Raw genomic sequence first — 14,214 nt, forward strand, 5'->3', positions numbered from 1 at the left:
CAGGGTGTCCGGCCACCATCCATAGCATGGACGCGACCGGCTCAAAGCCTTGTCTTTCTGAGTAATTCGGACTAGCTGACGCGTATCCCATCAGGCAGTTCCAAGATGCAGCAGGGTTCCGCACCCAAGATCAGCTTTGTTTCGCTCGGGTGCCCCAAGGCGCTGGTTGATTCCGAGCGCATCATCACGCGGCTGCGCGCCGAGGGCTACGAACTCGCCCGCAAGCACGACGGCGCCGACCTCGTCATCGTCAACACCTGCGGCTTCCTCGACAGCGCCAAGCAGGAATCGCTGTCGGCGATCGGCTCGGCGATGGCCGAGAACGGCAAGGTGATCGTCACCGGCTGCATGGGCGCCGAACCGGAACAGATCGAGCAGGCCTATCCGGGCGTGCTGTCGATCAGCGGTCCGCAGCAATACGAAAGCGTCCTGGACGCCGTTCATCGCGCTTCGCCGCCGGTGCACAATCCGCATCTGGATCTCGTTCCCCCCCAGGGCATCAAGCTGACGCCCCGGCACTACGCCTATCTGAAGATTTCCGAAGGCTGCAATAACAGGTGCAGCTTTTGCATCATCCCGAAGCTGCGTGGCGATCTGGTGTCGCGGCCGGCGGCCGATGTGCTGCGCGAGGCCGAACGTCTGGTTGCGGCAGGCGTCAAGGAGCTGCTGGTCATTTCCCAGGATACGTCCGCCTACGGGCTGGACATCAAATACGCCGAAAGCCCCTGGAAGGACCGCAGCGTCCGCGCCCGCTTCCTCGATCTCGCCCGCGAGCTCGGCGAACTCGGCGCCTGGGTCCGGTTGCACTATGTCTACCCCTACCCGCACGTCGACGAGGTGATCGGTCTCATGGCCGAGGGCAAGGTGCTGCCTTACCTCGACATCCCGTTCCAGCACGCCAGCCCGAACGTGCTGAAGGCGATGCGGCGGCCGGCGGCGCAGGACAAGACGCTCGACCGCATCAAGGGCTGGCGGGCGGTATGCCCGGATCTGGCGCTACGTTCGACCTTCATCGTCGGCTTTCCCGGCGAGACCGACGAGGATTTCGCCTACCTGCTGGACTGGCTGGATGAGGCGGAAATCGACCGGCTCGGCTGCTTCAAATATGAGCCGGTGGCCGGCGCGACCTCCAATGCCCTGCCCGGCCAGGTGCCGGACGAGATCAAGCAGGAACGCTGGAACGCGCTGATGGCGCGCCAGCAGAAAATCTCGGCGCGCCGCCTCAAGCGCAAGGTCGGCACGCGCCAGCAGGTCATCATCGATGAGGTCGGCCCGACCGTGGCCAAGGGGCGCTCCAAGGCGGACGCGCCGGAGATCGACGGCGCCGTCTACGTCTCCAGCCGGCGGCCGCTGCGGGTCGGTGAGATCGTCACCGCAAAGATCGAGCGCGCCGACGAATACGACCTGCACGGCTCGGTGGCCGGGTTCTAGCGACCTCACTCAGGCAAGGCGGCCGACCGCGATCGTCGGGTCGTCTCTGATGCTCTGCAACGCAGCAAATCCCGCCTGTCTGCCGAGTTCGTCGAGACCGCCACAACGCGCCATCCAATCCGGATAGGCGTAGCAGAGGATGATGTCCGCGTGGTCGCGAAGCCAAAGGCGAAGGACAGCGGCCCTCTCTGCACGCGCCTCGAGCAACCGGCCGGGCATGATCAAGGCAACGCTCCGCTCGGCCGCTGTCTCGAACCGCGCCAAGTCAGACAACGAGTCAGAGAACAAGTCGGGCAGCACGTCAGAGAACATGTCGCAGCTCAGCCAGCGCGCAACGGCCGGACCGAACAATGCCTGTGCATGTACGAGCTTTTGGGGATCTCGTTCGATGCCAAACGGCTGCAGAGCAGGAATTCCCTCACAGATTGCGGCCAGCAGGGCGCCGTTCCCGCATCCGAGATCGATGACGTTGTAGCGTTGCCCATTCGTGACCAGCCTTACAGCGGCTGCGATGCGCGCGTGAGCCTCTCTCATTCCGAGCACCGACGTGAACCCGTTGTCGGCTGCAAGCCAAGCTGGCGCAGGCCGCTCGCCGGACATCAGCGCTCGCCATGTCGACCATTCCAACGAAGCCTCCGGCGAATCGTAAGAGGACAAAGAGCAAACCGAGACGATCGCGGCCAGACGCCGGTCAGTGGACGTCCGCCGGAATAGTCCTGGCCTCGAGCAAATGCCGGCCTCGTCCGATCAACTCCTCGATCCAGGCATAAAGACCGGCGACGAACGCCTCGCCCTGAGGATCGACACGAATGTGTCGTCTGATTTCCTCGATGCCTTCGTCGATGCGTGCGAGATTGCGTGCCAGCAGCCGAAACAACAGCTGGCGCCGCTCCCCCTCGGGCTCGGTCTCGATCAGCACGATGTCGAGCGCAGTGATGTAGGCGAACGAGTATTCCGCATGCAGCACCGCCGTCATCGGTCGCAAACGATCCTTGATGACGGGGCTGACGTACAATTCGTCCGGCGGATTGAGGATCAGGCGATCGGCCGATTCGAGATTGACGCCGAGGGCGCGAAGCTTGTTGTGTCCCATCTCATGGACGAACGCCTGGGCCAGGCCGATCGGATCGAAGACGGTGGCGAACAGCGTGCCCAGCCGGTCGTCGGTCGAACCGCTGTAGGATCCATAACCCTCACGATATTCGCTCTCGGCGACATCCGGGCGAGCCAGCGGATGGAACGTGTCGATCAGCATGCGCATCTGCTCGAAGGCGACGGGCCAGCGCCTCACGTAATCGACGGCGGCATGGATGTTGGCATGCTCCAGCGGGCCATTGCTGAAGACCGGCGCGCCGGGCGCGGTTGCCTGGACGTAGCGAACCGCAACGGCGCCATCGAAGATATGCGGCGCGTTGCCGGCGACCCTATGCACGAACGGCTCCGGCCGGTGCGCGTTGGTGGTCGTGCTGGCAAGATGACAGGCCAGCAAGGCATCGTACAGATCATCCTGCGGCGCCGCCGCCCTCGACCAATCGATCATCGTGGTCCCCCGCATCTTCGTGGCGGCTCCTCGTTCAGAATTGAATCTGATTGAACGACGCGCCGGAGCCGCTTCCGGCAATCGGGCGAAGCCAGCCGCCTGGAAAATCCCTCCGGCATTCGTCGTCGATGACGAGGGAATCAGTACTCGTGACCAAAGTCAGCGCACAGTCCGCATCTTCCAGGATACATCCGCTGGCGACCAGATCGGCGTAGCGCTGCTCCACCTCTGCCGCGGGCGTCTGCGGGTCGACCAGCCGTCTCAAGGTGGTGTCGATGCGCACCGGTTCTCGAAATGCATCCAGCACGGCCATCTCGATCGGATCGATGATGCGCCAGGTTTCCGTCGCGATCCGGCGCGTGTCCTTGAGGACCGAAAATGGGCCGAGCCCGACGATCGCCAGCATCGGCATGGCGGTGCCATCGACATGAGCGGCGCGCCAGCGCTTGATCGCGGCCCCGAGCGGCGCAAGATCCTCATCCGACGCCGTGTTGGCCGCCGTACCGTCGAAGAAGTAGGCCAGCCGCTTCAGCACATCGTCCGGCTGGCCATAGACCGACCGGTAAGCCAGCGCGGGAGCGACATTCTCGAAGCCGAGCTCGGCCGCACGGTCGAAATAGGGACTGAAGCGGTCGAGCCGGATCCGGCAATGCCCGGTCGGCGGTTGCAGATGCTCCAGCAGTGCGAGCCATCCTGCAATCTTGGCGTAGGCTGCTGGCCGTTCTCCGGGGAATCCGCACAGCACGTTCCAGATCGGCCGTAGTCCGATTTCCGCACAGCTCCGCAGAACACGCACGTTCTGCAACCCGGTCACGCCCTTGTCCATCAGGCGCAGGACATCGTTATCGAGATGCTCGATGCCGGGCTGAACCCACGTCACGCCGCCGCGCGCAAGCGTACGCAACTGCTCGGGACGCATGTTCGACTTGATCTCGTAGAGAATCCGGTAGGACGACGGCGCGGTCTTGGCAAGCTGACCGAACACGGCGTCGACATGCTTCAGGTTGAGAATGTTGTCCGTCGCCTCGAAACGCTTGATGCCCCAGCGTACCGAGAGGGTCGCCAGCTCCGCCAGCACGCGCTCGGCCGACTTGGTCCGAAACGCCATTGTCGCGCCGTTGAGGCCGCAGAAGGTGCAATGGTGCTTCATGCCCCACCAGCAGCCGCGCGAGCTCTCGAACGGCAGAGCGGGAAGCAGCTCCCTGAAGAACGACGCCGTCCTCAGCTCTCCGAAATAGTCACTGAAATCGGGAACGGGAAGTTCATCCAGATCCTCCAGCGGGGGCTCGACCAACCTCCCCGTCGTGCCGACGCGGCCCAGAACGTCGGTGCTTTCGCTGTAGGGCAGCGTGCCTGCGAGGAAACGCTCGACGAACGCTGGAAAGGTCCGGTCCGACTCGCCACGAAACACGTAGTCGATTTGCGAGAAGCGATCGAGGAGCGCCTCCCCCATCGGGCCCTCGCAGTTGGCGCCGCCGAAGCATATGATCCTGTCCGGCGCGAGCTGCTTGATACGATGAGCGATTCCGAGCGATGCGCAGTTCTGCTGGAATGTCGACGAGAAGCCGATGATGCGGGCGCCGTCTGCAATCAGACGGCGAGCCGACTGGTCGACGAACGTTTCAGCGGCATCACGCGCCGCGACGACGTCAGCCCAATGCGGACCGCAAGCGACCTCCATGCGCTGCCGGTGCCGCGCTTCGGCGATCGGATCGGGCTGGTTGTCAAAGGTTCCTGCGAAGACCCATTCACCGATCAGCAGGCTGGTCTGAACCTGCTCTGCAATGAACTGAAACGTCTCGGCACCGATCAACTCGGCAAACGCGAAGCCGAGATAATACTGCCGTGCGCCCACTCCACGGGTCTCGAGCGCCGCCTGGAGCGTGCTGATCCCGAGCGCGGGCCTCGTCAGGGCTAGAAACGGCGCTGCAACCAGCGCAACCGAGATGGTCATGGCAATGGCTCTCAAAACTTGAATCTCAGACTCCGACAGACACGTCGGACGACGCCGGAGGAACCGAATGAAACGCGCCCACGGCCTCGAAGACGTGCTCGAGAAGCGCCAAGGCGGGCAACTTCCGCGGCAGATGACGATCGAGCAGCCGTAGGAGCTCGGGGCTTGAAAAAAGCTGGTCGCACGCGCTGCAGATGCCGTCGAAGTCGTCCGCCTTGAAGGGGCGATCGGTTTCTGCGGTGATCTCGCAGAGCAGAGCAACCGGACCTTCGAAGGCGATCCACTTCCACACCGGGTCCACATAGGCGCGGGATATTGCAGCGGACATCGACGTCTCGTTCAGATCACCTACGCTCATTGCGGCATGAAACGGCAGCACGCCGCAACATGGCAGCACACTACCGCTCGGCGCCACGGAGAAGTGCCGGAGGACTGAAGGACAGGGTCCGCGATAGACCCGGGAGGAATGCCGCCTCGCCTCAAGGTCGGGCGCGCTGACATCGTTGACGGCACGTCCGGTGGAATTGATGGCCGTCTCATAGACCGACAGCCGCGGATCCTCATGGGGCTCGACGCCGAGAAGATCGAAAATCCGCTGTCGGTCGATCGTACTGTCCGGGGCTGTCACCACGGCAATCAGCACGTCCAATCCGAGGGAACGGGCGGCTCGGTAGGCGTGGACGATATTCCGACCGTCGAGGAATTCGGCATGCATGTCGTCGAACGATATGATGATCCGCTCGAGTCCCGCGTCGACCAGGGGACTCAGAATGCGATCCGCTTTCGCTTGCGACGTCGCCCAGTACGCGCTCGTGGTCGCTGAAGCGGAAAGGCCGAGCGACTTGGCGCGTGTTGCCGCCGCGCGGATCAGCTCGGGCTGAAGGAATGGATCGCCGCCGACCAGATTGATCCGCGTCATCTGGTGGGCGACGGCGGCGTCATCGATCGCAGCGAGCATGATGTCCTGCGGCAGAACGTCGACATGGCTCATGTCCGACGAGAAGCAGCAATGGCTGCACTTCAGCGGACATCTGTAGCTCACGTTCAATACAAGCTCAGTCGGTCTCGTCGCCCGGTCACGCACATGCATGTCCAGCTGCTCCCGGAAGCCATGAGTGATTCCGGCACGACGCCGGCGCGGATTGGACCTGCGGCTCGTTCCGGCCGGACAATGGGCATTGTCCGGCCGGACGATTGTCCTGCAGAATCGCGCAGCAGTCAGACGTCGATGTGAATGACCGAGGCAGGAGCGGCGGTCGCCTTCTGGCCGGACAGACGGTCCTTGATGAGATCGGCCGTGTTGGAGTCGATTTCGATGCCGACCTGGGCGAGATAGCCTTGCGGATCCTTCTGGAGTTCGTCCGCGGCGTTGGCCTGGCTCTTCAGCTGGGCTGCCGCCGCTTTCACCTTGGCAAGGTCCGCAGTGATTTGAATCTTCTTGTCCATGTATGACATCTGAGTCTCCTGATAATCGCTCTTGGGAATGAAAGTGGTCAATCAACGCAACCCGAACCATATACACCATTGCGGCACAAAACACATCACAACTCGCGGAGATTGTATCTTCGCGCGCAATGAGGAAGCAAGGCTGTCTATTCGGTCGGGATCATTCCGCCGCGAAAACTCTTCGATCCCGTCCAGCGTTCGCGCGACGGCGCCCGATATGGAAAGCGCAAGCTGCTCGCGCCTTCATCGGGCCAGGTCACGCCGTGATAGCGTATTTCACGTCGAGCGTTGCTGTCGGATGTCGATGTCGTAACCCTGCACACCGGAGTGTGCAGTTCGGCGATGCCGTGCATCATCGACCATTCGACCGGCCAGGTCAGAGCATCGAGCAGCCACTCCGTCGCCTGTGCGCAGTGAGCGCGACCGAGTGCAAGCATGTCCGTTGCCAACGCGGAGCTTGCCTGGCAGTCGAGCCTGCAAGGCCAATGCGGGACAATGCCGAGACCGACGGACCGCCAGAGGATGTTGGTCTCTGGCCGCGACGGCAGCTCGATCCGCCGATGGCGTGATGGCGCTTTGGTTCGCGTCAGCATCGCACTCGCCCAGACCGGATCCAGCTTTCGTCGTTCGCGGCGACGCGTCGCTTCGGCACAGCAATGGGGGCACCCTGCCCAGTCCAGCAATGTGCGCTCGGGGTCGCGCTGCCAGTCCGCTTCGAACTCATCCCTGTCGCTGCCGCGAACAACGGCGACGGTGACTTCGATAGGCAGTCCCGGCCGCCGCTGCGAGGACGATACGTTCGGAGCTGTCTCGACCGCCAGCCGGACGGGCACCATCACGAGCCCCATGCGTTCGACCGCGAGCGCCATCTCGTCGATCGCTTCGGGGCTCAGCGTGCCCATCGCGGCCCTGTTCAAGCCGGCGGCCACCGCATGCCAGCGCAACACTCTCCATTCGGTCCTGATCAGTTCGAAGCGCGGCTCCCACGCTCGTCTCGCGGCTTCCGAAACCCAGCCGATTCGAACGAACGGGCGCCGTCGTGGAGGCCGGATTGGAGCGCGCTCGGACATGCACCAGCTTCCTTGTTGTCGACCTCGTTGCGTTCAACGCCTACATGCGCCCGTCGAGATCGTTAACGATGTCCGTCAGCAGCGGGACTCGCCGGTCGTCGATCATTGATTGGATCAGCTTGTGCTCGATCTCGGCTCGGCGGGGATCCCGGGACAATGGCGTCTCTCCGGCGGCAAGCAGCTCCTCCTCGATCTGCACGAACAGCGCGGTCCATAGCGCGCATTGCGCGCTGCGATTGCGCCAGTCGCCGTCGATCGAAGTGCCCGGACACTGGCCCTTGCACATCGCGAAGAAGCGGCAGTCGCGGCAGCCGCCGGCCGCCTGCGGCGTGAACCACAAGGCGATGCTGCGTTCGTGACCCGGATCGTCGGATTTGATGAAGTCGATGCCGCGCTTGTTGGTACGGCCGCAATTGCTGCGTTCACCAAATCCCTCGATGCCGTGCACCGCGCCGGTCGTATACGGATCGCAGCCGTGCCAGACACAGCCGGTCTGGTCGTCCATCCCGCGCAGCAGTGCCCGCATCTCATCGAAGATGTCGAAATGCATCGAGGTGAGCTGCTCGCGCTCGAAATGATAGAAGTGCTGAAAGGCCGCGATCGTCTCGGCATCGGTCATGGCCCAATGTGACTGCACGGCGTCGGAATCGACCTCGAGCGCATGCAACCGGACTTTTTCCACGCCCCTTGCCTGCATCTGCAACAGCCAGTCGTCCATCAAGGGCCAATGCTGCGGCAGACCGTTGCCCCGATGCATCGTGATGATCAGGCTGGGATGCAGACCCCGCTCGCACAGACCGGCAATCGCGCGGTCGACATTCCTGGTTTGCTCCCGTGTCCTGTCGATGGACCCCGCCCAGCGCGCGTCATTCAGTGCCTCCGGACCATCGATCGAAATGCCGACATGAACCGCATAGGTGGCGAACAGGTCCATATGGCGCTCGGAGATGAGCGTGCCGTTGGTCTGGACCCGGTTTCGGCCGAAGCGCGCCAATCCGAACGCCCAAAGCCTTTCGAGATCCGGTAGGGGCATGAGCAGCGGCTCTCCACCGAACAGTGTGAACGGCTCATCGTCCTCGGCGAGCGCGGCGAGCATTGCATCCATGTCGTAGCGCTGACGAAGGCTTCCGCTGTCGCGGATCGGATTCTGGTAGCAATACTGACACATGATGTTGCAGGTCACGCCCAGCGGACGAAGCTCGACACCCATGCGGATCTCCTCGGCGGGAGTCATTTCTGACAGGCGCAGCTCCCGCAGGTGATCCAGACTACAATACAACCTGTGATTTAGAAAGCTGTTGGCGCATCGATGGACTGAAGCGGCAGGAACGGCTTAGTGCACTGCAGCAAACGCTGCAGCGCCTTCCGCGGCCCAGAGCTCCAGCCTCAAGCCCTGCTCAGTGCGAAGAGCCTGTGGCTCGGAGCGACCAGAGATTCAGCAGGCGAAGCGCCTCATCCTGCTTCAGTTCGAGGTATTTGGTCTGGAGCTTGATCAGTTCCTCAGGCTTGGTCGCGCCCGACACGAAGCGACTGTCGAGGATCGCGGCCACCGTGCTCCAGCTCAGGCCCGCGACCTTGCAGGGCACGAGAATGCCGTCGCTGCGCAGGCTCTGCATCAACGGCCTCACCAGCTCGATATTGCATTTCGCGAGCTCCGCGATGGCCGCGGTGGTCTCCGCGTAGCGGCGCTGGCGGGCGAAATCGAGCAGCATGGCCTCGTTGAGCTTACCGGTCTGCTTCAGTTGCGCAACCGAGGCCTTGGCGCCGCCGAAGTCGCGCCCCCGTGACATGCCCCGCTCGGCGTCCGCCGTTGCGGCTGCAATCGCGCTGCGGATTTCCTCGTAGAGATGCGGCGGCGCCGAGGCCAACAGCCTCGCCTTCACCGCCTCGGTCGCGCCTTGCAGCAGCGTGCGGCGCAACGGCGACGGCAGATCGGCGCGAATGCCGGTCGCAATGGCCAATTCGGGATCGCCGAGCGCCTGAGACAGGATGATCGAAAAGCCCGCCGCGGAAATCCGGGCGCCTGGATTTTTCATCAGCTTGCGACTGACGCTCGGGAAACGACGGACCAGCAGCGCGTCGGTCACCACCTCTTGCAGCCACCAGCGACCGGCGACCGCGATCAGGTGCTGCTCACCCCTCGTATTGGCGATGTCGATGAGATCCTCGGTGCTGAGCCGCGGCGATTCCGACAGCACCGGTCCGGCCACGGCGATGTCATCGTGATTGGCCAGACGCCGGATGACCGCCACCGGCGTCTGCGGGACAGGCGCCAGCTGGGCGCTCAGTTCCGCGAGCGCGATCCGGGCGCCGACATCAGCCAGCGCGCGCAACTCGATCGTATTGACGAGACGCTCGAAGACATCGGCGAACAGGGCATATTGCTCGACATCCAGGCTGTTGGCCGACGCAATGAACAGGGATGCGACCCGCTCGGCGACGCCGGAGCAGCGTTCGGCCGAGCCGGCGGCAATCGCCGCCTGAACCTCGTCGGCGATGGTGAGATGGGGATTCGACATCGCTCGTCCTGAGCGCTTGCAATTTCAAGCTCGCTCGCACGGTAAATGTTGCCGCTAAACTTTTGGTAAAATTTGAACGAAAGAGTTCTGTGCCGGGACGACGGACGGGAGCGCGTCGGCGGCGGCCTCCCCGAGAGACGAGGCCACAAGCCGCCCTCCGTGACGCCGCATCACAGATCGCCCATCAGGCGGTAGACCCAGAAAGGACGTTCGGTTCGGATCCGCCTGCGGAGATCCGCCGGGCTGAATCCGGTCGCCTGCTTCGTTTGCCGTACGAGGTGGGATTGATCCGCGTAACCGGCGTCGTAGGCCAGACGCGCCCAATCCTCGTGCTCAATGCCAATGCGCGTCATCATCTGGCGAAAGATCTCCTCGCTGCGCGCGAGGGTGGCCAGCTCACGTTGCGTCTGGCCCGACCAGGTCTTGAACCGCCGCTCGGCCTGTCGGATGCTGCGTCCCGCTCCGGTCGTCGCGGCACGCATCGCGAGATGGCGCGTCCAATCCGTGATGCGTCTCGAGGCCAGCGTGGCCTGCGGGCGTCCGGCCTGCCACATCGGATCGAGGGCATTCTGGATCTGCTCGAACGCGGCCGCCGCGCTGCCGAGCTTCAACGCATCGATGAACAGGCCCTCCAGGGGCGGCGCCAAGGCCGCGGCCAAGTCCACGCTCTTGTCGAAATAGGCCGCCGGCTGTGGCCCGCCCATCGCCTGGAGTGCATCGGGATAGAGGCCGATCCAAAGAACGTGGACGGGCCCCTGATCGAGGCTCACGCGCGGCTGCCCCTGCGGTCCGCTGAACACGGCGGGCGGCAACGGCGTCGGCGCGGCACGACCGTGCTCCATCTCCAGACCATCGAAGAGCAGGCTGCGGCCTTCGAAGAACAGATTGATTCCGCAATAGGGATTCGCCGGAAAGTAGTTGGCGCGCTCGTCCGCGCGAAGTGTCAGGTGGCGCGTGTCGTACACCGTCGCGCAGAAGATGCAGCCCGCCAGCGACGGACGCGGCAGCAGCAGCACGCAGCCCTCGTTGAGTGACGTATCCTGCTTCATGCGGTTGTCCCGAGGGACGATGCAATGATCAAGGTCAGCCCTGCCTCTGGACGGCGGTGAAGATGCGAAACAGCCGAACCATGTCGCTTCGGTTCTATACGCCTCGGAACCCTTGCGCGACAACGGCGCCAGTGCCGCATCCCGAGAGGTGAAAATGATGACGACCAGCGAGCTCCGACTTTTCCGCGCCATGTTTGTCGCGGCCGCGATCTGGAATTTGTGTGGCGGCGTGCTCGGCTATTTCAACACGGGCGAAACGTTCCTCCGCCTGTTTGGCCGCAGCGCGGATGATCCCGTCCTGTTGTCGGTGTTTCAGGGCTCCGCCGGGACGACCTTCACCTACTTCTTCGGCTATCTCATCGTGGCGTTCGATCCGCTGCGGCACACGGGCATCGCCATTGTCGGTGGCATCGGCAAGGTCGGCTTCGCCATCCAGATGCTGAAATTCTATCTCGCCGGGCTCGCCAACGCGCATGCCCTGATCGTGGTCGTCGGGGACATGATCTTCTGCGCCCTGTTCATCGTCTACTTCCTCCGGCTGCTGAAGACCGGCAACCGGCTGATCTAGGCGTCCAGACCGCCCGCTCCCAATGACATGGGGTGGCCCTATCCTCCTCTGTCGGAGCCCTCAAGCCGCAGCCGCGCGCGGCACATGCTTGCCGCAGGCGGCGTCCCCTCCTCTTGACACTCGTCCCGCTTTGCCTGTATGGCCCGCCGCATGATCTTCAACCGGACCAACCGCCGCGCCGCCGTTTGCCGTCGTCACCGCCGTGACGATGCCGGGGCGCGCCGTGTCCGAAGACGTTGCTGATCAGTCAAACTCATCAGCATCAAGGTTTTCGAGAAGGCCGCTCCCGCAAGGAGCGGCCTTCTCGCTTTTGGCCCGTCGTTTTCCCCCTGACATAGGAGACTGCACATGCTGACCGCCCCGCATCCGTATGACGCTCTGATGGAGATCACGGCGCGTCCGCGCACCGTCTTCGTGCAGGGCAAGGGCTCCTGGCTGTGGGACGACAGCGGCAAGCGCTATCTCGACTTCATTCAGGGCTGGGCGGTGAACGCGCTCGGCCATGCGCCGCCCGAGCTTGCCAAGGCGCTCGCCGACCAGGCGGCGCGGCTGATCACGCCGAGCCCGGCCTATTACAACGATACGAGCCTGCAATTGGCAAAGGCGCTCACCGAGCGCTCCTGCTTCGACCAGGTGTTCTTCACCAACTCCGGTGCGGAGGCCAACGAGGGCGCCATCAAGCTGGCGCGCAGATACGGTACGCGACACAAGAATGGCGCCTATGAGATCATCACCTTCGAGGGCGGCTTCCATGGCCGCACGCTGGCGACGATGTCGGCGTCCGGCAAGAAGGCGTTCGAGCCGTTGTTCGAGCCGAAGGTGCCGGGTTTTCCCAAGGCGCGGCTCGACGACATCGCGTCGGTGGAGGCGCTGATCTCCGACAAGACCGTCGCGATCATGCTGGAGCCGATCCAGGGCGAAGCGGGCGTGTGGCCGGCAACCCCGAAGTTTCTGCAGCAGTTGCAGACGCTGACGACAAGGCACGGCCTGCTGCTGATCGTCGACGAGATCCAGACCGGCATGGGCCGGACCGGAAAGCTGTTTGGCTATGAGCATGCCGACGTCCTTCCGGACGTCATGACGTTGGGCAAGGGCATCGGCGGCGGCGTCCCGCTGGCCGCCCTGCTCGCGACCAACGAAGCGTCGTGCTTCGAGCATGGCGACCAGGGCGGCACCTTCAACGGCAATCCCCTGATGTGTGCCGCGGGTCTCGCCGTCCTGGACGTGATCGAGAAACCGGAGTTTCTCAAGTCTGTCGCCGACAACGGCCTCTATCTCGAAAGCGAACTGCAGCGCATCTCGGCGCGGCATGGCCTCGGTGACGTCCGCGGCCGCGGCCTGTTGCTGGCGCTCGATGTCGTCAGGCCGATCGCGCCCTCGCTGGTCGCGCATGCCTTCGAGCTTGGTCTGCTGCTGAACGCACCGCGTCCTGACACGCTGCGCTTCATGCCGGCGCTGAACGTTACCCGTGACGAGATCACGGGGATGATCGAGGTGCTGGATGGCATTCTGACCAAGGCCGGCGCCGCGCGCTGCGTGGCCTGAAGGCTCGAACGCAAAGGCCGGCCTGGGGATCAGTCGCTCGGCCGGCCTTCCACGATGTGGGCCCGGAACGTTTCGAGCAGGTCACAACGCCGAGCGGCTTCCGTGCTGGTCGGGACCAGCAGCACACTGCGTGGTCCGGCTACGGCGAGGTCGGCGAGCTTGGCCCGGACCTCGTCATGGCTGCCGATCAGCGAACGCGCGAGGAAGCCTTCGATATTCGTCGGCGGCACCAGGGCGCCGAGGCCCGCGGACAATTGCCGCCGGCGATCGAAGAACTGCTGCAGGAACGGCGCGGCTTCGGCAATCGCCTCGTCGCGTGTCGGCGCGCTGCAATAGAAGCGCGAGACCACCAGCCGCGGATCGGCGGCCGCATTGCGCTCCCGGTAGCTGCGCAGCATCTGCCTGACGTCATCGAGTGTCGAGGTGAGGCCGGCCATCAGGCCGTGGCCATGCGCCGCGGCATCATCGAGCGCAGCCTCGCTGGCCGACGCGATCCAGGTCGGAACGGGATCTTGCAGCGGCCGCGGCGTGAGCCGCAGGCGATCGACGTGGAAGTAGCGGCCGTGATGGGACACTTCCTTCTCGGCCAGAAGCTGCTGGATCAGGTGCAGCGCCTCGAGCATGCGCGGCCGGGTCTCGTCCGGTGATATGCCGAAATTCCGGTTCTGCTCGGGAAACGGTCCGCCGCGCGCGACGCCGAAGTCGAGGCGGCCACCGCTCAGGATGTCGATCGTTGCGATATCCTCGGCGACCTCGACCGGCGGCCTAAACGGCAGCAGCACGGCAGCGGTGCCCAGGCGAATGCGGGTCGTGCGAGCGGCGAGATAGCCGAGCAGCGCGAATAGCGAAGGGCTCGAGCTGCCGGCATCGAAATGATGCTCGGAAATCCAGGCCTCGTCGAAGCCGAGGGCCTCGGCCTTGAGCACCAGATCGGTCTCGGCCTGAATGGCCGCGGCATGACTGAGACCGTGATTGTCGTAGGGGCAGAAGATGCCGATGCGAAGATGGGACGTCATGATGCCAAGCTGTACCGGCATCGCGCACGAATTTCCAGAACCCGTCCGCGGTTGACCTAAATCAAAGACAGCGCGC

General features: G+C 64.0%; 12 protein-coding genes and 1 pseudogene. 3 read left to right on the forward strand and 10 right to left on the reverse strand.

What is annotated here, in order from left to right; all coding sequences use genetic code 11:
* Positions 1-105: 105 nt before the first annotated feature.
* Positions 106-1,431: a 30S ribosomal protein S12 methylthiotransferase RimO gene (gene rimO / locus ACQR0Z_RS18080; RefSeq protein ID WP_434876009.1), complete on the forward strand. Its 1,326-nt coding sequence runs from the start codon at positions 106-108 to the stop codon at positions 1,429-1,431.
* Positions 1,432-1,440: 9 nt separating this feature from the next.
* On the opposite strand, the gene ACQR0Z_RS18085 is transcribed toward rimO, so the two are convergent.
* The 9 genes and pseudogenes from ACQR0Z_RS18085 to ACQR0Z_RS18125 form a co-directional block, all read right to left on the reverse strand.
* Positions 1,441-2,058, reverse strand: coding sequence for a hypothetical protein (locus ACQR0Z_RS18085; protein ID WP_434919548.1), 618 nt, complete (start codon positions 2,056-2,058; stop codon positions 1,441-1,443).
* A gap of 64 nt (positions 2,059-2,122) precedes the next feature.
* Positions 2,123-2,971: an aKG-HExxH-type peptide beta-hydroxylase gene (locus ACQR0Z_RS18090; protein ID WP_434919549.1), complete on the reverse strand. Its 849-nt coding sequence runs from the start codon at positions 2,969-2,971 to the stop codon at positions 2,123-2,125.
* 34 nt (positions 2,972-3,005) lie between these two features.
* On the reverse strand, positions 3,006-5,186 hold the full coding sequence (locus ACQR0Z_RS18095) for a RiPP maturation radical SAM C-methyltransferase (RefSeq protein ID WP_434919550.1): 2,181 nt from the start codon (positions 5,184-5,186) through the stop codon (positions 3,006-3,008).
* 355 nt (positions 5,187-5,541) lie between these two features.
* Positions 5,542-6,015 (reverse strand): annotated as a pseudogene (locus tag ACQR0Z_RS18100) (radical SAM protein); the annotation flags it as partial.
* 128 nt (positions 6,016-6,143) lie between these two features.
* Positions 6,144-6,380, reverse strand: coding sequence for a hypothetical protein (locus ACQR0Z_RS18105; RefSeq protein WP_434860765.1), 237 nt, complete (start codon positions 6,378-6,380; stop codon positions 6,144-6,146).
* A 137-nt stretch (positions 6,381-6,517) separates the two neighbouring features.
* Positions 6,518-7,441: a hypothetical protein gene (locus ACQR0Z_RS18110; RefSeq protein ID WP_434919551.1), complete on the reverse strand. Its 924-nt coding sequence runs from the start codon at positions 7,439-7,441 to the stop codon at positions 6,518-6,520.
* 40 nt (positions 7,442-7,481) lie between these two features.
* Positions 7,482-8,651 (reverse strand): radical SAM protein, encoded by a 1,170-nt coding sequence (locus tag ACQR0Z_RS18115; RefSeq protein WP_434919552.1) that lies wholly within the window; start codon positions 8,649-8,651, stop codon positions 7,482-7,484.
* Between the two features lie 187 nt (positions 8,652-8,838).
* Positions 8,839-9,960: a DUF2336 domain-containing protein gene (locus ACQR0Z_RS18120; protein ID WP_434919553.1), complete on the reverse strand. Its 1,122-nt coding sequence runs from the start codon at positions 9,958-9,960 to the stop codon at positions 8,839-8,841.
* Between the two features lie 170 nt (positions 9,961-10,130).
* Positions 10,131-11,009, reverse strand: a complete 879-nt coding sequence (locus tag ACQR0Z_RS18125; protein WP_434919554.1) for a helix-turn-helix domain-containing protein — start codon at positions 11,007-11,009, stop codon at positions 10,131-10,133.
* Positions 11,010-11,163: 154 nt separating this feature from the next.
* On the opposite strand from ACQR0Z_RS18125, the gene ACQR0Z_RS18130 reads away from it, so the two are divergent.
* Positions 11,164-11,577, forward strand: a complete 414-nt coding sequence (locus ACQR0Z_RS18130; RefSeq protein WP_434860770.1) for a hypothetical protein — start codon at positions 11,164-11,166, stop codon at positions 11,575-11,577.
* A 348-nt stretch (positions 11,578-11,925) separates the two neighbouring features.
* Positions 11,926-13,122 (forward strand): acetylornithine transaminase, encoded by a 1,197-nt coding sequence (locus ACQR0Z_RS18135; protein ID WP_434919555.1) that lies wholly within the window; start codon positions 11,926-11,928, stop codon positions 13,120-13,122.
* A 29-nt stretch (positions 13,123-13,151) separates the two neighbouring features.
* On the opposite strand, the gene ACQR0Z_RS18140 is transcribed toward ACQR0Z_RS18135, so the two are convergent.
* The gene (locus tag ACQR0Z_RS18140) at positions 13,152-14,138 is read right to left on the reverse strand and encodes an LLM class flavin-dependent oxidoreductase (RefSeq protein ID WP_434919556.1); all 987 of its coding nucleotides are present in this window, start codon (positions 14,136-14,138) and stop codon (positions 13,152-13,154) included.
* Between the last annotated feature and the right edge of the window lie 76 nt (positions 14,139-14,214).

Source organism: Bradyrhizobium sp. HKCCYLS3077 (assembly GCF_051167555.1).
GTDB lineage: Bacteria > Pseudomonadota > Alphaproteobacteria > Rhizobiales > Xanthobacteraceae > Bradyrhizobium.